The sequence below is a fragment of the Acinetobacter sp. GN11 genome (assembly GCF_054823985.1).
Genome location: NZ_JRVL01000007.1, coordinates 1 through 25,357, shown reverse-complemented (window position 1 = coordinate 25,357; position 25,357 = coordinate 1). Strand labels below are relative to the sequence as shown.

Annotated in this window: 22 protein-coding genes; 6 read left to right on the top strand and 16 right to left on the bottom strand. The window is 41.8% G+C overall.

Translation table 11 applies throughout. The features are described 5' to 3' along the window. Positions 1-2 precede the first annotated feature (2 nt). The 12 genes from nuoM to ndhC form a co-directional block, all read right to left on the bottom strand. Positions 3-1,601, bottom strand: a complete 1,599-nt coding sequence (nuoM, locus tag NL42_RS00895) for an NADH-quinone oxidoreductase subunit M (protein ID WP_336169213.1) — start codon at positions 1,599-1,601, stop codon at positions 3-5. A 1-nt stretch (position 1,602) separates the two neighbouring features. Continuing rightward, the gene (nuoL, locus tag NL42_RS00890; protein WP_151799274.1) at positions 1,603-3,492 is read right to left on the bottom strand and encodes an NADH-quinone oxidoreductase subunit L; all 1,890 of its coding nucleotides are present in this window, start codon (positions 3,490-3,492) and stop codon (positions 1,603-1,605) included. After that, positions 3,489-3,797 (bottom strand): NADH-quinone oxidoreductase subunit NuoK, encoded by a 309-nt coding sequence (gene nuoK, locus NL42_RS00885; protein WP_003653467.1) that lies wholly within the window; start codon positions 3,795-3,797, stop codon positions 3,489-3,491. Before nuoK ends, nuoL begins: the two co-directional genes overlap by 4 nt. After that, entirely contained in the window at positions 3,797-4,315 is a 519-nt protein-coding gene (gene nuoJ / locus NL42_RS00880) for an NADH-quinone oxidoreductase subunit J (protein ID WP_171068139.1), read from the bottom strand. The genes nuoK and nuoJ overlap by 1 nt, the downstream gene beginning before the upstream one ends. Beyond that, positions 4,315-4,857 carry an NADH-quinone oxidoreductase subunit NuoI gene (gene nuoI, locus NL42_RS00875; protein WP_016139133.1) on the bottom strand — a complete coding sequence of 181 codons (543 nt, stop codon included), beginning with the start codon at positions 4,855-4,857 and terminating at the stop codon, positions 4,315-4,317. Before nuoI ends, nuoJ begins: the two co-directional genes overlap by 1 nt. 18 nt (positions 4,858-4,875) lie before the next feature. Then, a complete protein-coding gene (gene nuoH / locus NL42_RS00870; RefSeq protein ID WP_003653472.1) occupies positions 4,876-5,892 on the bottom strand; it encodes an NADH-quinone oxidoreductase subunit NuoH in 1,017 nt (338 codons plus the stop codon). A gap of 3 nt (positions 5,893-5,895) precedes the next feature. Then, positions 5,896-8,580: an NADH-quinone oxidoreductase subunit NuoG gene (gene nuoG, locus NL42_RS00865; RefSeq protein WP_461311433.1), complete on the bottom strand. Its 2,685-nt coding sequence runs from the start codon at positions 8,578-8,580 to the stop codon at positions 5,896-5,898. 12 nt (positions 8,581-8,592) lie between these two features. Then, positions 8,593-9,924 carry an NADH-quinone oxidoreductase subunit NuoF gene (nuoF, locus tag NL42_RS00860; protein WP_461311432.1) on the bottom strand — a complete coding sequence of 444 codons (1,332 nt, stop codon included), beginning with the start codon at positions 9,922-9,924 and terminating at the stop codon, positions 8,593-8,595. Next, positions 9,921-10,430 carry an NADH-quinone oxidoreductase subunit NuoE gene (gene nuoE, locus NL42_RS00855; protein WP_461311431.1) on the bottom strand — a complete coding sequence of 170 codons (510 nt, stop codon included), beginning with the start codon at positions 10,428-10,430 and terminating at the stop codon, positions 9,921-9,923. Before nuoE ends, nuoF begins: the two co-directional genes overlap by 4 nt. A gap of 13 nt (positions 10,431-10,443) precedes the next feature. Continuing rightward, entirely contained in the window at positions 10,444-12,231 is a 1,788-nt protein-coding gene (gene nuoC / locus NL42_RS00850) for an NADH-quinone oxidoreductase subunit C/D (protein WP_016139137.1), read from the bottom strand. A gap of 84 nt (positions 12,232-12,315) precedes the next feature. Then, positions 12,316-12,993 carry a NuoB/complex I 20 kDa subunit family protein gene (locus NL42_RS00845; RefSeq protein ID WP_002050353.1) on the bottom strand — a complete coding sequence of 226 codons (678 nt, stop codon included), beginning with the start codon at positions 12,991-12,993 and terminating at the stop codon, positions 12,316-12,318. A gap of 6 nt (positions 12,994-12,999) precedes the next feature. Beyond that, positions 13,000-13,551: an NADH-quinone oxidoreductase subunit A gene (gene ndhC / locus NL42_RS00840; protein WP_016139138.1), complete on the bottom strand. Its 552-nt coding sequence runs from the start codon at positions 13,549-13,551 to the stop codon at positions 13,000-13,002. A 424-nt stretch (positions 13,552-13,975) separates the two neighbouring features. Between ndhC and NL42_RS00835 the strand changes: the two genes are divergently transcribed. Together NL42_RS00835 and NL42_RS00830 are read left to right on the top strand one after the other, a co-directional pair. Continuing rightward, positions 13,976-15,394 carry a sensor domain-containing diguanylate cyclase gene (locus tag NL42_RS00835; RefSeq protein WP_461311430.1) on the top strand — a complete coding sequence of 473 codons (1,419 nt, stop codon included), beginning with the start codon at positions 13,976-13,978 and terminating at the stop codon, positions 15,392-15,394. A gap of 91 nt (positions 15,395-15,485) precedes the next feature. After that, on the top strand, positions 15,486-15,839 hold the full coding sequence (locus NL42_RS00830) for a hypothetical protein (protein WP_016139140.1): 354 nt from the start codon (positions 15,486-15,488) through the stop codon (positions 15,837-15,839). A gap of 22 nt (positions 15,840-15,861) precedes the next feature. Here NL42_RS00830 and bfmS read toward each other — a convergent pair whose 3' ends face one another. From bfmS to NL42_RS00815, 3 genes are read right to left on the bottom strand one after another with little or no spacing between them, the layout of a single operon-like run. Then, complete coding sequence (gene bfmS / locus NL42_RS00825) at positions 15,862-17,511, bottom strand: sensor histidine kinase BfmS (RefSeq protein ID WP_461311429.1); 1,650 nt, start codon at positions 17,509-17,511, stop codon at positions 15,862-15,864. A 32-nt stretch (positions 17,512-17,543) separates the two neighbouring features. Then, positions 17,544-18,260, bottom strand: a complete 717-nt coding sequence (gene bfmR, locus NL42_RS00820; RefSeq protein ID WP_003653488.1) for a response regulator transcription factor BfmR — start codon at positions 18,258-18,260, stop codon at positions 17,544-17,546. After that, positions 18,257-18,439, bottom strand: a complete 183-nt coding sequence (locus tag NL42_RS00815) for a hypothetical protein (RefSeq protein ID WP_034679197.1) — start codon at positions 18,437-18,439, stop codon at positions 18,257-18,259. The genes bfmR and NL42_RS00815 overlap by 4 nt, the downstream gene beginning before the upstream one ends. A 353-nt stretch (positions 18,440-18,792) precedes the next feature. Here NL42_RS00815 and NL42_RS00810 point away from each other — a divergent pair, with 353 nt between their 5' ends. The 3 genes from NL42_RS00810 to NL42_RS00800 all read left to right on the top strand — a co-directional run bounded on the left by NL42_RS00810 (position 18,793) and on the right by NL42_RS00800 (position 23,237). Further along, positions 18,793-21,624 (top strand): ribonucleoside-diphosphate reductase subunit alpha, encoded by a 2,832-nt coding sequence (locus NL42_RS00810; RefSeq protein ID WP_461311428.1) that lies wholly within the window; start codon positions 18,793-18,795, stop codon positions 21,622-21,624. Between the two features lie 56 nt (positions 21,625-21,680). Then, entirely contained in the window at positions 21,681-21,815 is a 135-nt protein-coding gene (locus NL42_RS00805) for a hypothetical protein (RefSeq protein ID WP_016139143.1), read from the top strand. Between the two features lie 138 nt (positions 21,816-21,953). Next, entirely contained in the window at positions 21,954-23,237 is a 1,284-nt protein-coding gene (locus tag NL42_RS00800; RefSeq protein WP_336169196.1) for a ribonucleotide-diphosphate reductase subunit beta, read from the top strand. An 81-nt stretch (positions 23,238-23,318) separates the two neighbouring features. Here NL42_RS00800 and NL42_RS00795 read toward each other — a convergent pair whose 3' ends face one another. Continuing rightward, positions 23,319-24,212 carry a PhzF family isomerase gene (locus tag NL42_RS00795; RefSeq protein WP_461311427.1) on the bottom strand — a complete coding sequence of 298 codons (894 nt, stop codon included), beginning with the start codon at positions 24,210-24,212 and terminating at the stop codon, positions 23,319-23,321. 224 nt (positions 24,213-24,436) lie between these two features. Between NL42_RS00795 and NL42_RS00790 the strand changes: the two genes are divergently transcribed. Continuing rightward, positions 24,437-25,300 (top strand): LysR family transcriptional regulator, encoded by an 864-nt coding sequence (locus tag NL42_RS00790; RefSeq protein WP_461311426.1) that lies wholly within the window; start codon positions 24,437-24,439, stop codon positions 25,298-25,300. Positions 25,301-25,357 lie beyond the last annotated feature (57 nt).

Sequence of the window (25,357 nt, the reverse complement as noted above, 5' to 3'; positions counted from 1 at the left end):
GATTATTGGATCTCCACATGGTCAAGTTGAGTAGCTGTTTGCTGAACAGTTTCAACGACTTCTTGAACTGGCATATAACTATTAACAAACCACTGCATGCTTGAATGAGATACATCCAAGAATGTTTGTGGGTAGATACCAAGCCAAACGAGACCAATCGCACAAATCATCAAAATACCAACTTCACGAGCAGATAAATCTTTTAGTGGACTAGCGTAGTGTTGCTTTTGTTCAGGATTTGGTTCACCAAATAAAGTACGGTGAATCAAAATCAAGCCGTATAAGCCTGCAAATACAAGGCTGATAGAAGCAAGAATCGTGAATACAGGATATTTATTGAATGAACCCATCAAGATCAGGAATTCACCGATAAAGTTACCCAAACCTGGCACGCCTACAAGAGCAGCCACGAAGAACATCAAGAAAAATGGCAAGTACTGAAGCTGGCCACGAAGACCACCCATTAAACGTAAATCACGTGTATGTAAACGTTCGTAGATTTGACCAGACATAATGAACAATGCAGCTGATGACAAACCATGTGCCAACATCATGATCATTAGACCTTGGAAGGTCAAAATGTTACCTGCGTAGATCGCAAGTAAAATAAAGCCCATGTGTGAAATCGACGTATACGCAAGTAAACGTTTCATGTCAGTTTGCTGGTAAGCACACCATGCGCCGTAGAAAATACCAATCAAACCGAAAATAATCGCAATATCTGCAAACTGTGCAGAAGCTGCCGGGAAGAATGGAATAACAAAACGAAGCAAGCCATACGCAGCTGTTTTAATCAAAATACCCGCTAAGTCTACAGAACCTGCTGTAGGTGCTTGAGCATGCGCATCTGGTAACCAACCGTGTAATGGGAATACTGGTAATTTCACCGCAAAACCGATGAAGAAACAGATCATGAAACCATACGCTAAGCTAGGAGGTAAGTGATTCGCTACAGCTAATAAATAGTTGTAATCGAAACCGATCATTCCGGTCATCATGTAGCCATAAACTACAAGACCAAGAATACCGATTAACATCACTAAACCAGCGATTTGCGTGTAAAGGAAGAACTTAGTAGCTGCGTAAACACGTGAACGACCGTTTGAACCTTTATGACCCCATAACGCAATCAGGAAGTAGATTGGTACAAGCATCATCTCCCAAAAGAAGAAGAACAAGAATAGGTCAATCGCTAAGAATACACCGATAACGCCACCTAAACTCCATAAGAGGTTTAAGTGGAAGAAACCAACGTTCTTTTGAATTTCGCCCCATGAACAACCAACAGCAAGTACACCAAGCAACGCTGTTAGTAAAACCATGAGTAAAGATAAGCCATCCACAGCTAAGTGAATGCCGATACCGAGTGATTGAATCCACGGTAAATAGAACTCAGCAGACCAAGTTGGGATTTTTGAACCCATCTCATAGGTATAAGTTCCACTTTGCCAAAGTGCAAGACCTAAGCCCAAAGTAATGAGCATACCAATTAAGGCAATCCAGCGTGGCAAAGTTTTGTCGAGCTTATCGACTAACCAACAAATAAAACCAGCAATGAATGGAACAAGAATCAGCGCGGGTAAAATTAAATTGTTTTCCATTTTATTTCCCCACTACCTGAATAACGATCAAGATCATCAATAACACCACTACACCGAGTGACATACTTGATGCGTATTCACGCAATGAACCGGTTTGACGTGAGCTTGTAAAACTATTTCCGCCTTTCACAAGTGCAGGAAGAACTAGCCACAAACTGTCAATCGGATCACGGCCAAAGATTTTGGCGAAGAATAAATAAGGTTTAACAAAAACGATGTCATACAATGCATCAAAACCAAAAGCAGTACGGCAAATATGCGCCAGACCTGCACCCAAACTTGTTTGAGCAAATGATTTCACTGCACCATAAGCAAATGTAAATAATGCTATACCAACAACTAGACCAACTAGCGCAATGCCTACTGCTAAATGCTCTGCCCCATGCATGCCTTCTACAAATTGTTCAGCCACATGGAATTCAGGAATTTTTGCAGTATTAAGAATACCAGCTACAGGTGCTTTTAATACGGCACCCACAAAAGTAGACAGTACAGCTAAAATGCCCAATGGAGCCCAGTAAGTTGCGCCTTTAATTTCATGGTAAGGCGTGTTTTCTTGACCAAAGAATACAACCCAGATTAAACGGAATGTATAGATTGAAGTCAGGAATGCGCCTGCTACACCCACCCAATATAAGGTGTGATATAGAGCAACTGATTGACCTTGTACCCAAACTTCACCAAGAATCGCATCTTTAGAGAAGAAGCCGATTGTCAAGAATGGAATCGCTGCTAATGCACCGCCACCAATCGCAAAACAAGCAAACAGGAATTTGTTACGTTTGAACAAGCCACCCATTTTGAAGATGTTTTGCTCGTGGTGGTAAGCCAGAATCACCGCACCAGAAGACAAGAATAATAATGCCTTAAAGAATGCGTGAGCCAACATATGGAACAAGCCAGCTTGATACGCTTCCGCACCTACAGCCATAAACATATAACCCAACTGACTCATTGTTGAGTAAGCCAAGATACGTTTGATATCTGTTTGAACGAGTGCAGCAAAACCTGCAACTAACAAAGTCACAGCACCTGTTACCGAAATGAATTGCATCACTTCAGGCGCAAGTTCAAATACGCTGAATAGACGGCAGCATAAGTACACACCAGCCGTTACCATTGTTGCAGCGTGGATTAATGCAGAAACAGGTGTTGGACCTGCCATTGCATCTGCCAACCATGTTTGCAATGGAATTTGCGCAGATTTACCAGCCGCACCCAAGAACAACATTAATGCAGTCCAGATCGTAAGTGACGAGCTCTTCGTCATTACTTCTGCTGCGTGTTCAACGATGTACTGAGTATTCAGCGTACCAAATTGTTGGTAAAGCAAGAATAAAGCGATAAGTAAGAATACGTCACCTACGCGGGTAACTGTAAATGCTTTGATCGCAGCCCAACCATTTGCAGGGTTTGCATAATAGAAACCGATAAGCAAATAAGAGCAAAGACCTACGCCTTCCCAACCTAAGAATAACAACGCCAAGTTGTCGCCCAATACAAGCACAAGCATGCTGGCAACAAACAGGTTGAAATAAGAGAAGAAACGCGCATAACCTTCTTCACCGCGCATGTACCATGATGCAAAGATATGGATTAAGAAACCAACACCTGTCACCATGCCCATCATGAGTAAAGATAAGCCATCTAAATGTAAGCTAATGCCCGGTGCAAAACCGCCAACATTGAACCATGTCCACAGATTTTGAACAAAAACTTGCTGACCACTTGTGGTAAATGCCATTCCAGCAATCAATGCAAATAATGCAGATAAACCTACAGAACCTACACCAATAATTGCTGCAACATTTTCAGAGAGTTTGTCTCGTCCCGCCGCCAATAAAATAAAACCGATTAGCGGAAATAATATTGTTAGATATAAATAACTCATCCGCGCATCTCACTAGCAGCATCCACATCCAAATGATGGAAGCGATGATAGAACTGAAGGACAATCGCAAGACCGATACATGCCTCTGCTGCTGCAAGGGTCAAAATCAGAATGAACATCACTTGTCCATCTGGTTGTGCCCATACGCTACCCGCAAGAACAAATGCCAATGCAGCAGCATTCATCATCACTTCAAGGCTCATTAACATAAATAATAGGTTGCGTCGAACCATTACACCGTAAAAACCGAGTGCAAAAAGGATGGTTGCAACAATCAAACCATGTTCTAAAGGAATCTGGCCCATTATTCTTTTTCCTCTTCTGCACCTGGTTCACGTTTACCTAAGTGGTATGCTGCAACAAGGGCTGCTAGCAATAACATCGCGGCAACTTCAACCAATAGTAAATAGTGAGTAAAGAGTGCTTGACCAACTAATTTTGGTCCAATCACTTGTGCCCCAAGTGGTGCTGAAATAGTGGTGTATTCACCACCAAGCATCCAAACTAAAAGCAAGCCGAGTAAGAAACTCATGAGGGCTGGATATGCCCAAGCATCTGAAGAAAGCCATTTACGTTCTTGTTCAACGGTGTGTTGACCTAAGTTGAGCATCATCACAACGAATACGAACAGAACCATAATTGCTCCGGCATAGACGATGATTTCAAGAGCACCTGCAAAAGGCGCCCCCACGATCATGAAAATACCAGCAACAGCAAGCAATGAAACAATGAGACTAAGCAAAGCGTGTACAGGGTTCGTGTTAGTCACTACACGAACCGTAGAAACGATGGCCACGAGTGCCATCAAATAAAACGGCCACATCATGGTAATAGACTCCGTACATCGATTGGTGCACTTTCTTTTTGTGCTTGACCTTTCTCTTTACCGTTAATCGCCATACCCGTTACACGGTAGAAGTTGTAGTCTGGATATTTTCCCGGACCTGAAATGAGTAAGTTTTCTTTCTCATAAACAAGGTCTTGACGTACATATTCACCAAGCTCGAAATCTGGTGTCATCTGAATCGCAGTTGTTGGACAAGCTTCTTCACACATACCGCAAAAAATACAGCGTGAAAAGTTGATGCGGAAAAATTCCGGATACCAACGTCCATCTTCTTTTTCTGCTTTTTGCAATGAGATACAGCCAACTGGACACGCAACCGCACATAGGTTACATGCCACACAACGCTCTTCCCCATCTGGGTCACGCGTCAACACAATACGACCACGAAAGCGTGGCGGCACAATCTGTTCAGCCGGTACTTCTGGATATAAAATCGTGTCACGTTTACGTGTTACATGGCTAAATACCATAAACAACGAACGTACAATCGATCCGAATCCAGCTAGAAATTTATACATTTTGTACTCCCTGCTGTCCTAGGCCTGATTCATCAGAATCACAGCACCAGTCACTAACAAGTTGACCAACGCCAATGGCAAACAAATTTTCCAACCAAAGTTCATGACTTGGTCATAACGTGGACGCATTAAAGAACCACGAGCCAAAACGAACATCATTACAAAGAATGCTGTTTTAATCACAAACCAGAATACTGGCGGAACAAATGGAATTTCTAAATTGAATGGTGCTAACCAGCCACCGAAGAATAAAGTTACGATCAATGCAGAAATAAGTACCACGTTGACATATTCAGCAACGAAGAACATACCCCATTTCATACCACCATATTCAACATGGTAACCTTCAGCCAATTCTTGTTCTGCTTCTGGTTGGTCAAATGGATGACGGTGAGTTACCGCAACACCAGCAACCACAAAAATCAAGAAACCTAAGAATTGTGGAATGACGAACCAAACATCGCGTTGCGCTTCAACAATTTCACGAAGGTTAAATGAGCCTGCAATTGCAACCACACCCATCAATGAGATACCCAAGAACACTTCATAAGAAATGGTTTGAGCAGCTGAACGTAAACCACCAAGCAATGAGTATTTGTTATTTGAAGCCCAACCACCAAACAATACTGCATAAACTGCAATACCAGCCATTGCCATGAAGAACAACAAACCGATACTCATGTCGGCAACACCCAGTGAAGGACTCACCGGGATAACCATGAATGAAAGAACAGCTGTTGCCATGGCAACAGCTGGCGCTAAACGGAATGTAAGCTTGTCAGCAAATTTTGGTGTCCAGTCTTCTTTGAACATGATCTTGAGCATGTCGGCAACGATCTGGAACATACCACCAGGACCAACACGGTTTGGACCATAACGGTCTTGCCACAAAGCAAGCAAACGACGTTCAATGAAAGACATCAACGCTGCAACTAAAACAACAACAAGCAAAATCACAACTGCTTGAACTACAGCGTAGGCGATTGGCCAGTTCTCAGCCCAAAGTGGCGTTTGACGTATAATTTCTTGATTCATGAATTACACTCCTAAAGCCACTGAAACAGGCTCAGCTAGTGACACCATTGGTGCTAAACCAACTGGGTAACCAATATAACCTGTAGGTAAATATTCAATTACTTGTACAGGCAAGCTCACACTGGTTTCACCTGCTTTTACAGTAATGCGTTGACCTTCTTGAAGGTTCAAACGAGTTGCATCTTGTTCGCCCACTGCAAACATAGCTTCTGGAATACGAGTTTCCATTGCTGGTGTTTTAATAGTGAATTCACCAGAACCAAAAATATGATGCATTGGTACTAAGCGGAAGCTTTCAGGGTTTGCAACTACAGGCACTGGAGCAACATAGCTACGTGCAGGGCGTTTTGCCAAGCGATCGAATAAACGAACACCAGAATCACCGCCTTTTAAGTGACCACCCACTTCATCTTGGTATTTATTCCAAGATTGTGGAGAGTTCCAGCCCGGAGCCCATGCAAATGGTACTAATGATGATGCTTTTTGAGGACCAACATAACCTTCCATTGAGAATGTTAATGCTGAATCTAGATCTGTAGGCTGTTTCGGTTCATGAACCGATAACGGCGCACGCATTGCTGTACGACCTGAATAACGACGTGGTTCACGCGCAATTTTCAAACCATGTACACGGTAACCTGCATCAGGTGCCACATCTTGAATTGCTTCAAGTACTGGTACATTTTTCACGATGCTTTCAATCACATCATCAAGCAATGTCCAATCTACAGCTTTACCTTTAATGCCAGTTTCAATGGCATGTAACCAGCGCCATGATTCTTTAATTGCATATTCAGGCTTGTAGTAACTTGGATCGTAAACTTGATAGAAGCGCTGTGCACGACCTTCTTGGCTTACAACAGTACCGTCACCTTCCGCAAAGCTTGCTGCTGAAAGAACGATATCAGCCTGTTTCACAGTTTCAGTTTCACTGTGATCAAGCACGATTACTGTTTCAGCTTTATCTAGTGCAGCTTTTACTTGAGCAGCAGGTAAGCGACGGAACAAGTCATTTTCAACAATAACAAGTGTGTCGTAGTCTTGAGCAAATGCTTGTTCAAGGCTTAAGCCACCAAACAATGCCAAGCCCATAGAGTTCACTTCAGGAACCACAAGACTTAAACCAGCTTTAGAACCTAAGTTCTGAGTCAACTCAGCCGCAGCTTCCATAATAGAAGCATCTTGCAAACTTGTGCCCGCAATGATTAATGGTTTATTTGCTGTTTTTAAAGTGTCAGCAATGGTTTGAGCGAATGCTTTTGCATCGTCATCTAAACCAGTTAATACATCACCTTTCACTGCTGCTGCTACGGCAAAGCCTAAACGTGCAATATCATTTGGAGAAGCAACAACTTCACCAGTTGCAACGTCGGCAAGACGAGTTTGAGTTGCAGCCAAGATATAGATCGGAGATTTTGCTTCTTGACCAATACGTTGTACAGGTTCAGCCAACCAATCTGGAGTACGTGTTTTCGCAGCCATTTCACGAGCTTTGTTTTTCGCAGCTTGGCGAACAGACAAGGCCATACGTGGTGCAGTTTGAGTCAGGTCTTCACCTAAAATCAGAACAGCATCGTAGCTTTCAATTTCACGCATGTTCGGGTTGTAAATACCCTCGGTTTGCATGATAGATGCAGCAAGTTCAACAAGTTTTTGCTCTTTTTGTGCAACACCAGTTGAGTAATTTGCCTGACCTACAAGCTCACGTAATGCATAGTTCGATTCCAAGCTTGCGCGTGGAGAACCAATACCCAAGACTTTTTTGCCTTGAAGCTTTGCAATCGTTTGATCTAAAGCTTGATCGACAGAAACAGTTGCAACAGTTTCACCGTTACGGAACTGAGGCTGACGTGGACGGTCTGCACGGTTTACATAACCTGTGCCAAAACGACCTTTATCACAAAGGAAGTACTGGTTAACCGAACCATTAAAACGGTTTTCTACGCGACGGATTTCACCATAACGTTCACCCGGAGAAATGTTACAACCAGAAGAACAGCCTTGACACACGCTTGGTGCATACTGCATGTCCCATTTACGGTTATAACGCTCTGAATGAGTCTTATCAGTGAATACACCTGTTGGACATACTTCAGTCAAGTTACCCGAGAATTCAGATTCTAAAGTACCTGATTCTGGACGACCAAAGTAAACGCGAGATGCATTGGCATACACACCAAAGTCTGTACCACCCGCATAATCTTTGTAGTAACGAACACAACGGTAACAAGCAATACAGCGGTTCATTTCATGTGCAATGAATGAGCCAAGTTCTTGGTTGTAATGCGTACGTTTTGTAAAACGGTAACGACGACGGTCATGACCTGTCATCACTGTCATGTCTTGTAAATGACAGTGACCACCCTCTTCACAGACTGGACAGTCGTGCGGGTGATTCGTCATCAAAAATTCAACAATAGATGCACGGAAATCCGTTGCTTCTTTGTCTTCAATTGAGATATAGGTATTGTCAGATGCTGGTGTCATGCAAGACATGACCAAACGACCACGCGTATCTTCTGGATTCGCATATTGCGTAACAGCACATTGACGGCAAGAACCAACCGAACCTAAGGATGGATGCCAACAAAAATATGGGATGTCGATGCCCAGACTCAAACATGCTTGTAGCAAGTTTTCCGAGCCGTTGACTTCATACGATTTTCCATCGACATGAATTGTAGCCATAAGTCGAATTCCTTAAGCTTGTTCTACGTTGCTGGTTTGCACGACAGGACGAGTCGTCACTTTCGCTTCAAACTCACCACGGAAATGTTTGAGTGCGCCCATAAGCGGCTCCATCGCACCAGGTGCGTGGGCACAGAAAGTTTTACCGATCCATAATTTACGAGTCAATTCTTGTAAATGGTCGATATCTTCTTTCTTACCTTCGCCTGCTTCAAGTGCTTTAAGCGCTTTAACAGCCCATGGCAAACCATCACGACATGGTGTACAGAAACCACATGATTCACGCGCAAAGAACTCTTCTAGGTTACGAGTGAGCGATACCATGCATTGAGTTTCATCTACAACCATTAATAAACATGTTCCCAAACGAGAACCTGCTTTCATAATCGTGTCTGCATCCATTGGTAAATCAATGGTATCAGCCGGTAAAAAGTCAGTTGAAGCACCACCCGGTAACCATGCTTTAAGCTTTAAGCCCTCACGCATACCACCAGCATGATCTTCAATCACTTCACGCGCAGTTGTACCAAATGGTAATTCCCAAAGACCCGGGAATTTCACTTTACCTGACGCACCATAAATTTTAGTGCCTGGGTCTTTTGATTTACCTGCTGATAAACCGATATACCACTCTGGACCACGAAGCATAATTGCTGGCAAGTTGTTATAAGTTTCAACGTTGTTCACAATTGTTGGACGGCCCCATGCTCCTGCAACTTGCGGGAACGGTGGCTTAGTACGAGGGTTAGCACGACGGCCTTCAAGCGAGTTAATCAATGCAGTTTCTTCACCACAGATATAACGCCCTGCACCCGTATGTACATGTAAGTCAAAATTCCAGCCAGAACCTAAAATGTTTTCGCCTAAATAACCTTTAGCACGAATCTGTTCTAACGCTTCATTTAGATATTGAGCAGCCTCAATGTATTCACCACGGATAAAGATATAACCATGAGTCGCCTCTAAGGTATAACCCGCAATTAACATCCCTTCGATCAATTGATGTGGAAGCTTTTCCATCAACAAACGGTCTTTAAAGGTACCCGGTTCCATTTCATCGGCATTACAGATCAAATAACGTGGACCACCATCATTTGGTGCCATTAATGACCATTTAATACCCGCTGGGAAACCCGCACCACCACGACCTTTTACGGTTGCAGCTTTGATCACGTCTAACACTTCAGCAGGTTTCATGCCTAATGCTTTTTTAAAGCCGGCATAGCCTTCAAGTGCTTCGTAATCATCAGCACCACGAACTTCGTCACGTTTACTTAAACGCCAAGTTAGTGGATGAGTTTCTGGATTACCGTCGCCATAAATTGGTTTTGGTTCAGTATTCATATATACTTCTCCAATAACTGTTTGACTGATGTCACTTCAACTAAACCGTGAGTATCTTCATCAATCATTAAAGTTGGGCCTTTGTCGCAGTTGCCTAAGCAGCAAATTGGAAGCAGCGTAAAACGACCATCTGCAGTCGTTTGACCAAACTGAATACCTAATTCGCGCTGGAATGCTTCAGCAAGTGTTTCTGCACCCATCAAGAAGCAAGCAATTGAGTCACAAAGCAAAATTACGTGACGACCTACCGGTTGACGATAGATACGGTTGTAAAATGTTGCAACACCTTCCAAATCAGCAACACTCATCGACAATAACTGTGCGATGGCATTCATTTGAGCGTCATCTACCCAACCATTACGGCGCTGTACACACTTCAATGCATCCAAAGAGGCTGCACGAGGGTATGGATAGTGACCAATGTGATGTTCGATATCGTGAATTTCGTCCGCAGTCAAAATCCCTTCAACATTCACACGTGGCTTTTTATCAGTCAAAATCATCATTATGTGTTACCTCTTAGCGATCCACGTCAGCCATAACCACGTCAATGGTCGCCAGATAAATGATTAAGTCAGATACCAAACTTCCGTTAATCACTGCAGGCATTTGCTGTAAGTGAGTAAAGGTCGGTGTACGAATACGAGTACGATAACTCATCGTCGATTTATCTGAAGTCAAGTAATACGTACTTGCGCCTTTAACCACTTCAGTCATAAATGATGACTCGCCCGCTGGCATGACAGGACCCCATGAAACGCTCAAGAAGTGCGTAATCAAGGTTTCAATATCTTGTAATGTCTTATCTTTCGGTGGTGGAACAGCCAATGGATGATCCGCTTTATATGGACCAGAAGGCATGTTATCCAAACACTGTTGAATAATTTTTAACGACTCAGTAATTTCACGGAAGTGAACGAGTACACGTGCATATGCATCGCCTTCATACTCAACTGGCACATCAAAATCGAAATTTTCATAGCCACTGTATGGACGATATTTACGAACGTCAAAATCAATACCTGTCGCACGTAAACCAGTACCAGTTACACCCCATGCGAGTGCAGATTTGGCATCGTATTGTGCAACGTTACGCGTACGACCAATAAACACAGAGTTTTTCAATGCTGCTGTGTAGTATTCGTTTAAGCGCTTAGGCATCCACTCTAGCAATTCTTTAACAAGTTTTTGCCAGTTGTTTGGAAGATCGTGTGCTGTACCACCAATACGGAACCATGCTGGATGCATACGGTAACCCGTGATTGCTTCAACAATGTCGTAAACTTTTTGACGGTCTGCGAACATATAGAATACTGGTGTCATACCACCGGCATCCTGAATTGCCGTACCACAGAACAACAAGTGGTTATTAATACGGAACAATTCGTTCAACATGACACGAATCACTTGAGCACGTTCAGGAACTTTAATACCTGCCATTTGCTCTACAGCCATTACATATGGCATGTTTTGAGCACAACCACCTAAATAGTCAACACGGTCAGTATAAGGAATGAAAGAATGCCATGTTTGACGCTCAGCCATCTTTTCCACACCACGGTGGTGATAACCAATATCAGGAACACAGTCCTTCACTTCTTCGCCATCTAACTGCAATACAACACGGAACGCACCATGTGCAGATGGATGGTTAGGACCCAAGTTCAGGAACATGAAGTCTTCGTCAGCGTTACCACGCTTAAGACCCCAGTCTTCTGGCACAAAGCGTAAGTGCTCTTGCTCAAAGTCTTGTTTCGCTTTGTCTTGCATGTACGGCGTATATTCCGTCGCACGTGCTGAATATTCTTTACGTAACGGATGACCTTCCCAATACGTTGGCAACAAAATACGACGGAGCATTGGATGCCCTTCGAAATTGATACCGAACATATCGTAAGCTTCACGTTCATACCAGTTGGCATTTGGCCAGATATTGGTCGCTGTCGGAAGGTTAAGATCATTTTCGTTCAAGGCAACCTTGATACGAATGTCACTATTACGCTCAAGCGATAATAAATGATAGAACACAGTGAAGTCAGATGCTGGTAAACCATCGCGATGAACACGTAAACGCTCATCCATCGCAGATAAGTCAAACAGCATTACATATGGACGTTCCACTTTACGTAGGAACATAAGGACTTCTTGCACGCGTGCGCGCTCAACCCAGACTGTTGGAAACTCTTCAAAAGTCGCCTGCACGTAAAAGTTCTCACCAAATTTGGTTTTGAGTTCTTCTACGATTGCAAATGCTGGGCGTGAATCAACTGGTGTTGACTCTGGCATAGCAATGTCAGTTTCAGCCATTGGCTTGGCTTCCTATTTAATACAAATTCTGTCAATTTTCTCGATGAACATATCGGTTAGATATGTCAAAGCACCGTCAAAAAATTATTTAATCTCATCCATAGAGCGTAAGTTTTTAACGGCAATACGCTGCGCATTCTTACGGTCACGTTCTGGCATCATCTTTGGCTTATACACTGGCTGAAGATCATCACCGATCACGGCAGAAAGCGGGCGTCGCTCTAATTGAATCTGGTCTTGTAAAAGCATTAAAGCTTGAATTAATGCTTCAGGACGAGGTGGACAACCTGGGACGTACACGTCAACAGGAATAATTTTGTCTACACCTTGAACTACTGAATAGATGTCGTACATACCTCCAGAGTTTGCACAAGCACCCATCGAGATGACCCATTTAGGCTCTAACATCTGTTCATATAGACGCTGAATAACTGGTGCCATTTTTACGAAACAGGTCCCTGCAACAATCATCAAGTCAGCTTGACGAGGTGAAGCACGGATAACCTCTGCGCCGAAACGTGACAAGTCATGCACACCTGTTAAGGTCGTTGCATATTCAACGTAACAACATGAGGTACCAAAGTTAAATGGCCACAAGGAGTTTTTACGCCCCCAGTTTACTGCTGTATGCAAGACATCCTCTAAACGAGTCATGAATACGTTTTTATTCACTTCCTCTTCTAGTGGATCTGTCACGATTTGACGTTCTTGCAATGGGTATTGGTCAGCATCCGGATTCGCGCGGGTCAGAGTATATTTCATCCCGACTTACTCCTTTTCAGATGACAATGCAGGTGTAGTTTTTGACTTAACACGACCTGATGATTGAGCTGGAATCTGGCCTGTAGGGTCAGTTACGAGCTCTTCAATAGAGTTAAAGCGTGTAATTTCAGCAATGTTCATTGTTGGTGAACCGATTTTAATCGTCTCACCTGCTGATTTACGGCGATCTGCTGGTGACCAACTTAAAGCACCTACAGAGAAGGCATAAACAAGCGCAATCAATAAATCAACGACAAAGATCACAACAGTGGTATATCCCAACCACCCTACTTCACGCACAGAAGTAGACCATGCATAGAGGTAAAGTGCCTCTAAGTCGAAGACAACAAAGAAAATTGCAACTAAATAGAACTTTGCAGACAGGCGAATGCGAGCGCCACCAGCACTCACGACACCCGATTCAAACTGCTCTTGCTTAGCACGCCCCCACGATTTCCCCCCGAGGAGTAAGGGAACTGTGAGCATAAAGACGCAAAGAAATGTAACGCCGATCACGAAGGCGATAATCGCCCAGTCGTATGGAGTAATGGCACTCATGCGGGGATAACTCCTGGCAGGCCTATTATTTAACAAAGAATGTATGTATTGGCCTTCAAATACACCAAACACAAAATTAATCCCGCCAATTGTACCTGATTTCTAATTTCGCATGCTAGTTGAAGCGTCTTAGTCTTTCGGATGATTTTCTTGGTAAAACTATTCTTCTATGGGTTGTAAGGGGGGTTTCACCGCACATAATCGGTTTATTTAATAGTTTTTTTGTTTATGATGATTTTTTTCATTTTTTAATTTTAGAATAATTACACAGTTCATCCATCATTAAGTTTTAATAACTTACTTTTTTATAATATTAGTTTGTTTTTTATTGTATTCAGCTTCTCCTCTGAATTATGATGAATGTTTAGTCATGCATAATATTTTATTACTCTTGGATAAGAGTGTTTATCATTAAGGGCAGCTGATGCCATACTCACTTCGTGAATTTTCATTTTCCTCTTCTTTAAAATTTTTTCTCCTATTTGGCTTCATTATTACGGTATGTTGTTTTATTGGCATCGCATCGCGTCCTTTAAGTTTTCTCGCGTTCTTTTGGCCTGCCAATTCTGTTTTGCTCGGGTTACTCATTCGCTTTCCACGCACACGTCGACTCAGTGCATTTTTAGGTGCCTATATAGGATATGTGATTGCCGATCTAATTCAGGGTACTCCATTTGTTCTCACACTCGTTTTAACAACATCAAATTTTATTTATGTTGTGACTACCCTCGCACTCTATACTTTTTTCAACCAGAATATTAAAGCAGCCTACAGAGGTTATTCTTACCTTTTTTTATTTGCTTTATGCGGAGTAGGAAGCGTAGCAGGCGCATTGTTTGCAGCAACTTTTGTGCCCATGTTTAATACCAAATTTATGCTTGGTAATTTATGGGATGAATTCGGTTACTGGTTCACTTCAGAGCTACAAAACGCCTTACTTCTTTTGCCAATCATATTGAACCTACCTCAATACAGTCAGGTAAAACATTACTTTTCGAGAAATCGTGGCTTACAAGCGATTGACCTTTTACCCTTTATAGCTGTCATCATTTCTATTGCGGCCAGCTATTATGACTCAGGCCCAGGTTCCCTGCTCTACCCAATTGCTGCACTCATTTGGTGTGCCATTCGCTACAAACCGATTATTGTTGCACTCATTACGACCTTTACGAGTGCCTATATTATCTATCATGTCTCTGGACATTACCTTTTGCTTTATCCAAACGAATATTTAAGCAACACCATGTCAATTCGTATTGGCTTAATCATGATGACGATTGCACCTCTTACCGTCTCTAGCATTAGTGTTTTACATTCAGAATTAATTCAAAAGCTTCAACACGCCATTGCGCATGACGAGTTAACATCGAGTCTCACTCGACGCCAGTTTTTGCAGTCGGTCAGACTCCTTCAAGAAAAGGTACACAAGGAAAATAAAACCTCAGCCTTCTTCATGCTTGATGTGGACCACTTCAAACAAGTTAATGACAACTATGGCCATCAAATAGGTGACCGTGCTCTACAAACTTGTGTCACCACCATTCAAAATATTTTGCATCCTCATGATTTATTGGGACGATTTGGCGGTGAAGAATTTGCAATTTTCATTGCAGATACCACCAAAGAAAGCGCATTTGACCTTGCAGAACAAATACGAATTAAAATTAGTCAGCAACCGATCTATATTTATGGGAAATTACCAATTTTCATACAAGTCAGTATTGGTATAAGTTTATATTCCCCTTCATCACATAGAGCGATTGAAAATTTATTTAAAGAAGCAGATGACGCTTTATATCAAGCAAAACGCCAAGGGCGTAATCGGGTCTTTATATCTTTATAGGTTTCCATTTAATCATCTAGTGTAATGAATTTTATACAATAACCTGTGTTTTGCCATGTATGCTAATAACAGATAATAAGGAGAAAAATGCATGACTCTAGAATATACGCATAAACCAAACTACTACTTGTTTGCGCAGTTACTTGTGCGACATATAGAAAGCTATATTCACAAACATCCAGATGCGAACAATGCAATTTTTGACTTGCGAGATGTCTATGAAATATTTAGACAGGATTTTGCGTCAACCACAACGAACCTAGAAGGTATTTTGCATATTGCGGATGAATATAAAATAGAAACGATTAATGGAGATCAACCTCTTATTCAAAAATACCAGATTGATGCAAAAAACAATTCATTACTGATCGACTTTAATTCCGATGCGTTAACCAGCTTAAGAAGCGGAAAACCCATTTTGGAACCAGATGCAACTCAATTATAAGGAATGCAATAAAAAAGCACCTTTATGAAGGTGCTTTTTTATTGGTTTTCAACGGAGGTTGTTTAAAGCGTTTTGCAGGCCATGTCATGATAAAGCGAGCTCCACCTAAGGTAGGACTTTCATCTACTTTAATTTCGCCACCAAACCAGTAAGCAATACGACTTACAATTGACAACCCTAAACCATAACCACCTGACGCACGAGTACGACTGTCATCTAAACGGGCAAAGGCTTCAAATACTCTTTGACGATCTTGTTCAGGAATTCCAGCACCATCATCTTCAACACAAACAAAGGCCATGCCATCGCTGTGAACACCACCTGTAATGCGAACTTTATTATCGCAATAACGAACAGCATTACCCACCAAGTTTTGAACAACACGGTGAAGATAACGACGCTCTGCATCTACTTTTAAATAAACAGGAGGAGCAACAAGTTCAATTTCTTTTTGCGTTTTTAAAGCTTCGGTTTCTACCGCAACCTGATCCAATACATCAAATAGCGCAATTTCAGCAAAATCTAATGAAGGTGTACCCTGCTCTAGTTTTGCATAAGTCATGATTTCATCAATTAAGGTATTGAGCGCTTCAATATCTTTATCAATCATGTCGACCTGATGCATACGATGATTGTAATCGTCCTCCTCTGCCAACATCTCTGTACCAAAACGAATACGGGCAACCGGCGTTCTAAGCTCATGAGATACAGCTCTCATCAACTCGCGCTGAGCCTCAATTAAACGCTGAATATGGTCAGACATATTGTTATAACTTGATGCCAAGTTTGCCATTTCGTCACTTCCTTCAATAGGAACACGCAATGACAAATCACCTGACTTCATGCGGTTTAACGCATAACGAACTTGGCGAATTTTACGCTCTAACGGCAAGATAAGACCATAAACACCCAGACTCAGTAAGAATAGGCTAAATAAGGTAATTCCAGCAGAAAGCTGTAAAGGCATCCAGTTAAACATTGGAACCGGACCAAGAACCAAAACTTGTGTCGGATGATTTGGAATTGGAGATACGATTGAAATGGTTGTGCCACGCATTGTTGCACTATCTTTGTACAACATGACACTTTGGTCTTGGCGTAAACGACCAATTTGCTCAGAGTCTAGATTAATATCTTGAATATTGAAGATATTAATTGGATATGAGAAATGTTTTTGAATCTTAGCAAGATACTCTTGTTCTTGCCCCGGATAAAACATTAAATAATCAAGTACAAAAATAGGGAGAGCCTTCATTTGGCGCTCACTAATTTTGTCTACTTTTATGGATAAAAAGTGCTGAGGGTCATCACGCAAACCAATAATAATATACGCAATACTATTACTGGCATCGTAGCGAACAACAGACTTTTGAGCTTCGATTCGTTTTTTCTCGGTACGAGATAACTCGACCTTGCTCGCATCAGTGTAATAAATTGGGAGTTCCAATAAATCTGATGCATCTGAAACCCAGTCTATTTTCTGTTGCTTCCCCGGTTGTCGAGCGACTCCCTCACTAATGACATAGGAAATACCATCAGTTAAAGATTCACGGTATTCTTGTGCCCGTTGATAATTGATAATTTGTACAAGCAAATAACCAAAAACGGCAACCAAAACAACAAGAATTACCAGTCCCGCATAGATTCGCAGGAATATGCTGTGTTTAAACACTCGACCAACCTTATAGGAAGTTTATTCAGACCTTATAACCCATTGGTTTCTTTAACGAACAAGTAACCTTTACTACGCACTGTTTTAATACGTTTTGGATTTTCAGGATCATCGCCAATTTTTGGACGAATACGTGAAATACGGACATCGATTGAACGGTCCTGACCATCGTATTCGATACCGCGTAAACGTTCGAAGATATCTTCACGCGATAAGATACGACCAGCATTTGATGCAAGCAACCATAATAGGTCATATTCTGCGCTAGTGAAATCAACAAGCTCACCATGCAAGGTTACAGAACGGCCGCCATTATCAATCACAAGGTCATCAAATTCGATACGCTGTGCAACTTCGTCTTCTACAGTTTTATCCGTACGACGTAATAACGCACGGATACGGGCTAATAGCACACGCGGTTGAACTGGTTTAGCGACATAGTCGTCCGCACCCATTTCAAGACCAAGTACCTGATCCATATCTTCTGTACGTGCAGTCAACATCAAAATCGGTTGGTGATAATGTGGACGAACTTCACGGCAAACGGTTAAGCCATCGGCACCCGGCAACATGACATCCAAAACCACGAGGTCTGGTTGTTCACTAATAATACGACGAATTGCACGGTTACCATCAGTTTCTACACCAACTTCCAAGCCGTTGCGGATTAAATACTCTTGAGTTAATCGTGCTAAACGCTCGTCGTCTTCAACGATCAGAATCTTTGGTAACTTTTCTTCTTGGCTCATATCATTGCCCCTATAAATCTCATTACATGCATCTTAAAAATCTTGCAGATACATTCGTTTATCATTTGCAATATACACACGTTTACATTGTAAACAAGTAGGCGTTCACCAAACTGATACATGACAACCGTGTTTTGTTGCATTTTATTAACCTTTGAATTTTCTCGTGTTTTTAACATTTAGTTATTGTTATTAAATTTCATATTCTATTCATATTTCCAATGTATGAATATTAAACAAATTATTTCTCTACCTACATTAATTGTATTTAAGTGCTTGTTTTTTGAGTTATCCACAAAGTTATCTATAAGCGTTTTTTAATAGCTTTGCTATGCTATCTCCCATCAAATCATACAGATAAAAAATTACTAAAAAGTCAAGATTGATCTGCTATGAAAAATCCCGTATCTTGTGTTCAAAATAAACTTTAACTACTAAGTCTTGTGTTTATCCCTCAAACATCGTGGCATACTTTTTGCTCGGTTCAAACGGTCTATAAACATAACAAAAGTGACAATGGAGCTATGCTGGCATGAGCGTAATTACTTCGACTCCCGGTCAAATTCAAGTGATCAAACGCACTGGAGATGTTGCTGCATTTGATGCAGAGAAAATTTCTGTTGCGATTGGTAAAGCTTTTCTTGCTGTGGAAGGTCAACAGAGTTCGGATTCAAGCCGTATTCACGACCGTATTACCCAACTGACGGAAATGGTATTAAATACTTTCACTCGCCGTTTACCATCGGGCGGTACGATCCATATTGAAGAAATTCAAGATCAGGTTGAACTTGCTTTAATGCGTACCGGAGAACAGAAAGTTGCCCGTGCTTACGTGATTTACCGTGAACAACGTACGACTGCTCGTCAGCAAACGAACTCAAACCACCATCCTACGTTACAAGTGACCGATGCAAACGGTCAGCTTCAGCCACTTGATTTAAGTGCATTGCAAGCAACGATTGCTAAAGCAGCTGAAGGTTTGGAAGGTATTGATGTTCAGGCTATTGTCGATGAAACCGTTAAGAACTTATATAACGGCGTAAAAGAGAGTGATATTGCCACTACGATGATGATGGCAACACGTACTCGTATTGAACAAGAACCAAACTATACTTACGTGACTGCACGTTTACTTTCTAGTGAATTAGTGAGCACAGGTTTAGCATTCTTAGGCTTACCTATAGATACTCCTGAAAACACTGCACTCGAAGCCTTTTTGAAAAAAGGTGTAGAGCTTGATTTGCTTTCACCAGACTTGCTTGATTTCGATTTAGAGAAATTAGCAGCAGCAATTCAGCCAGAACGCTCTAATCAGTTTACCTACTTAGGTTTACAGACTTTATTTGACCGTTACTTCATTCACTCAAATGGCGTTCGCTTCGAATTACCGCAATTGTTCTTTATGCGTGTGTCGATGGGTCTTACGTTAAACGAGCAAAATAAAGAAGAACGTGCAATCGAGTTCTATAACTTATTGTCTAGCTTCGACTACATGGCTTCTACGCCTACCCTGTTTAACTCAGGTACATTACGTCCACAGCTTTCTAGTTGTTACTTAACAACGATTGGCGATGATCTCTATGACATTTATGGCGCAATGCGTGACAACGCAATGCTTTCTAAATGGGCTGGCGGTTTAGGTAATGACTGGACACCTGTTCGCGCATTGAACTCTTATATTAAGGGTACAAATGGTAAGTCTCAGGGTGTAGTTCCATTCTTGAAAGTTGCGAACGATACAGCTGTTGCAGTAAACCAAGGTGGTAAGCGTAAAGGTGCCGTGTGTGCATACTTAGAAACTTGGCACTTAGACATCGAAGAGTTTTTAGAACTTCGTAAAAACACTGGTGATGACCGTCGCCGTACACACGACATGAACACTGCGAACTGGGTTCCAGATTTGTTTATGCAACGTGTATTTGAAGATGGTGATTGGACATTATTTACTCCTTCTGAAACTCCAGACTTGCACGACTTAACGGGTGCTGAATTTGCTGAGCGTTATGCTTACTATGAGTCTGTAGCGAAAGAAACTAACATGCTACACAAGAAAGTACGTGCTAAAGACTTATGGCGCAAAATGCTTTCTATGTTGTTTGAAACTGGTCACCCGTGGATTACGTTCAAAGATGTATGTAACTTACGTTCGCCACAACAACATGTTGGTGTAGTTCACTCATCTAACTTATGTACTGAAATTACCTTGAATACAAATCAAGACGAAATTGCAGTATGTAACTTAGGTTCGATCAACCTTGTTCAACACGTTCAAGGTGGTGTGTTAGACCGTGAGAAGTTAGCTCGCACAATTAAAACAGCTGTACGCATGCTCGATAACGTTATCGACATTAACTACTACGCTGTGCCACAAGCGAAAAACTCGAACTTGAAACACCGCCCAGTGGGTATGGGTATCATGGGCTTCCAAGATGCTCTATATGAAATGAACATCGCTTACGGTTCAGATGCTGCTATTGATTTTGCTGATGAATCAATGGAAGTGATTAGCTACTACGCGATTGAAACTTCAAGCAACTTGGCTGTTGAACGTGGTGCTTACTCAACATTCAAAGGTTCGTTGTGGGATCAAGGTATCCTTCCAATCGACTCTTTAGAAATTGTTGCAAAATCTCGTCCAGAACGCATGTTCGAAGTTGACCGTACTCAACGTTTAGACTGGGACACATTACGTGCCAAAGTTCAAAAAGACGGTATGCGTAACTCAAACGTGATGGCGATTGCTCCTACTGCAACCATCTCTAACATTTGCGGTGTTTCTCAATCGATTGAGCCAACATTCCAGAACTTATATGTGAAATCTAACTTGTCTGGTGAGTTCACTGTAATTAACCCTTACCTCGTTCGTGCATTAAAAGATCGCGGTCTTTGGGACACAGTGATGGTTAATGACTTGAAACACTTTGAAGGTTCAGTACAAAAAATTGCTCGTATTCCTGAAGAATTAAAAGCAATCTTTGCTACTGCGTTTGAAGTAGATACACGCTGGATCGTTGATGCTGCATCACGCCGTCAAAAGTGGATTGATCAAGCTCAGTCGCTTAACCTTTACATTGCTGGTGCAAACGGTAAGAAACTTGACATCACTTACAAGATGGCATGGTTACGTGGTCTTAAGACGACTTATTACCTCCGAGCTTTAGGCGCAACTTCTGCTGAAAAATCTACAATCAACACAGGCGCTTTAAACGCAGTTAAACCTGCGACTGTTGAAGCGGCTCCGGTTGCTGCCCCTGTTGTAGAAGCGAAAAAACCAGAAGCTGTTGAAGAAGACGGTTTTACCCAAGCAGCTCCAGTTCCAATGGCTTGTTCAATCGACAACCCTGATTGTGAAGCTTGCCAATAACATTCAATAAAATTGCTCTTTTTCACTAAAGAGCAATTTTAAAAGAGGTAAAGATTATGCTTTCTCATCTCAGCCATAACTATATGCTTGGTGTTGGAGTTTTAATCTTTGCCTTTCTTTTCTTTTATATACCACTGATTTACGCATTTTTCACAATACGTAAGCAACAGCGTAAGCAAAATAAGTTGTAGTGAGTAGAGACCAGAGGCACAAAATTTGGTCATGCATCAATAAAACTTAATTTTGTTTACACATTAAAAGCGTATAGTAGGGACATCTTCGTTTAAGAGATGTCAAATATAGATATACACAACGAAGAGAGAACAAAAATGTCTATCCTTAGTTGGGACGATTTTGAAGATGATTCGCAAAAACCGGCTGCACCTGAACACAAGTCTGCGCCCATCCAACCGGAAAAAACGTCTGCTTCGCAGAATGTATCTGCTGCGCAGTCATCATCGCAGAGCGTGGCAGCTCCACAATCCGCTGGAACCCATTCCGTGCGACCAACAGTTGCCTCCGATACGGTGGCTAGAGCCTCTGCAGCCTTAGAACACTTAGATGTTGCCCCTGGCCTTGAAGAGCTAGAAATGGGCGCGCAACGTGTTCAAGTTGACGACAAAGCAATGATTAACTGTCGTGCAGACTTGAACCAGCTTGTTCCATTTAAATATGAATGGGCTTGGCAGAAGTATCTTGACGGGTGTGCAAACCACTGGATGCCGCAAGAAGTAAACATGAACCTAGACATCGCGCTTTGGAAGTCTGAAAATGGCTTAACTGAAGATGAGCGTACGATTGTTATGCGTTCTTTAGGTTTCTTCTCGACTGCGGACTCTTTGGTTGCAAACAACCTAGTATTGGCAATTTACCGCCACATTACGAACCCTGAATGCCGTCAGTACATTTTGCGTCAAGCATTTGAAGAAGCAATTCACACTCACGCTTACCAATACTGTATCGAATCTTTAGGTATGGATGAAGGCGAAGTCTTCAACATGTACCGTGAAGTTCCATCTGTTGCGCGTAAAGCAGCGTGGGGATTGAAATATACTCAATCTTTAACTGACCCTAATTTCCACACAGGCACACCTGAAAACGACCAGCGTTTACTTCGTAACCTGATTGCATTCTACTGTGTTCTTGAAGGGATCTTCTTCTACTGTGGCTTTACTCAAATTTTGAGTATGGGTCGTCGTAACAAGATGAACGGTGTTGCTGAGCAATTCCAATACATCTTGCGTGATGAGTCTATGCACTTGAACTTTGGTATCGATATGATTAACCAAATCAAGATTGAGAACCCTCACCTTTGGAGCGCTGAGTTCCAACAAGAAGTGGTTCAGATGATTGTTGAAGGCACAATGCTTGAAATCGAATATGCGCGTGACACAATGCCACGTGGTGTATTGGGTATGAACGCAAGCATGATGGAAGAATATTTGAAATTCATCTGTAACCGCCGTTTATCTCAGTTAGGTTTACCAGAGCAATTTGCTGGTGTGACTAATCCATTTGCGTGGATGTCTGAGATGATGGACTTACGTAAAGAGAAAAACTTCTTTGAAACTCGCGTAACTGACTACCAAACTGGTGGTGCGTTAAGCTGGTAAGTTTAAGCATCTGCTAAATAAAAAACCGCTATGTATAGCGGTTTTTTTATTACTCAAAATCTCAGAATTTCTTAACTATAATCAATCTTTTCCCGAGTACAAAACTGAGCCAACTAAAACGGCTTGGCCTGCAATACTGACGTGTAATGTTGAATCTATTTTCTCAACTGTCACTAGAACTCGCCCCGGTCTTTGTATTGCGAGACCTTGATATCCCCAATAAGTTACTTTCTGGTCACATTCGATTAAATCGTGATGAACAAGGTATGCTCCTGCTGGACCATTTGCATTACCAGTTACAGGATCTTCATTAATACCGATTGCAGGTGCGAACATTCGGCCATAGGTAATAGGTTCTTGCTTACTACCTTCCAAGACAAATGGGAAAAAACCATTGCAACCTATTTCAGCACTCATAGCTTTCAATTTTTCATTGTTCGGCGTTAATCCATCAAGCTTACTTCTGCTCAGCATTGGCACCATCACCTTGGAATGCCCCGTCGTGACAACTTGTATTGGCAAGTCTGCAAAATCACTTTCACTCACACCCAGTGCGCTTGCAAGTTCACTCCGTTGACTCGCATTAAAAGGTGGTAAAAACTCTACGCGACCTTGAGTCATTTTCACCAATAACTCTTCTGGACTTCCAAATATTGAAACAGGTAAATGACCTGCCCCCGTTTTTGCGATTAATGGGTAGTCTGAGTGGTGGCCTGTAGTTGCACGTAAAAAATGAGTAGCGATCGTCGCATGTCCACAGATCGGGACTTCATTTGTAGGGGTAAAATATCGAACATGTATATCATGTCTTTGATCTTTAGGTGACAAAACAAAGGCAGTTTCTGAATACCCTGCGAATGCAGCAATATCTTGCATCTCTTGAGTTGTAAGATGGTCAGCATCTAAAACGACCCCCGCTCGATTTCCTGTATTTGGTTTGGTGGTAAATGCATCAACCACATAAATGGTCGTCATGGCAGAACTCCTATGTTGTTAATATTGTGATCTCAAAAATAGCTCCCGCCATAACCAGAAAATCTTATTTAATTGCAGTAATGCATGTCGTAGCTCTAAAAGGTTTATAGTCGCCTTATATAATGAGTTTTGAATTCCTGTAGTGATTGTTTGAATTGTATAAATCTAAACATCGGGGATACTATAGTTTTTATTGCAAACGCATTTTTTAAATATGGAAAGGTATGAACTGGGACGATACTAAAATTTTGTTAGCTATTGGGCGAACTGGTGGGTTGAGCCGCAGTGCAAAATTGCTTGGTATCAGTGTTTCTACCGTACATCGCAGAGCTGCTGAACTAGAGAAAAGTCTCAATGCGATTCTTTTTTCCCGAGACAGTGATGGCTATACACTCACCCACGTAGGAAAACATTTTTTTTCTTTGGCTGAAAAAGCAGAAGAGCATTTAATAGCGATGGAACGTTACAACGATCAAGGTCAACAATCATTGTTCCGTATTGCTTTACCTGAGTTAATTGGGCAGCAGTTGCTTCAATCAAAGCTAACAGCATTGCAACTAAAGCACCCAGATTTACAATTAGAAATCTCAACAAGTGTCGTTCCTGTTGATTTTTCCCGACGGGAAGCTGACATTATTCTTCGACTTGTTCGTCCAGAAAGCGGGCGTTACATTATTCGACGCCTTGGCCAACTAGAATATGGGCTTTATTGTAGTAAAGATTATCTTGCCAGTTTCACAGAGCATGCTGAAACGGATAATGATTTACTGAATCATCGTATAATCGGTTGGGACAGAAGCCTTCAATATACGTTCTTAGCACAATGGATGCGTGAACTCACCCAAGATGCAGTTCCTGCTTTGTCTTTTGATAACATGCACTCGCAACTACGAGCAGTCATTGAAGGACAAGGAATTACAGCTTTGCCTTGTTTTGTTGCACAGGCTTCTGGTTTAGTACCCATACTGCCTGAGCAAACTTTAAAACAAGATGTGTGGTTAATGCGTCATTTAGATACTAAGAAAAGTGACTATTCAACGTTGATTAGCGAAACAATTGAAAAAGAACTACAAGAATATCTGTTGTGATAAGAATTAGCTTTTATAATAATTTTGAATTCGAAAAAGAGGTTTTATGTTAAATGA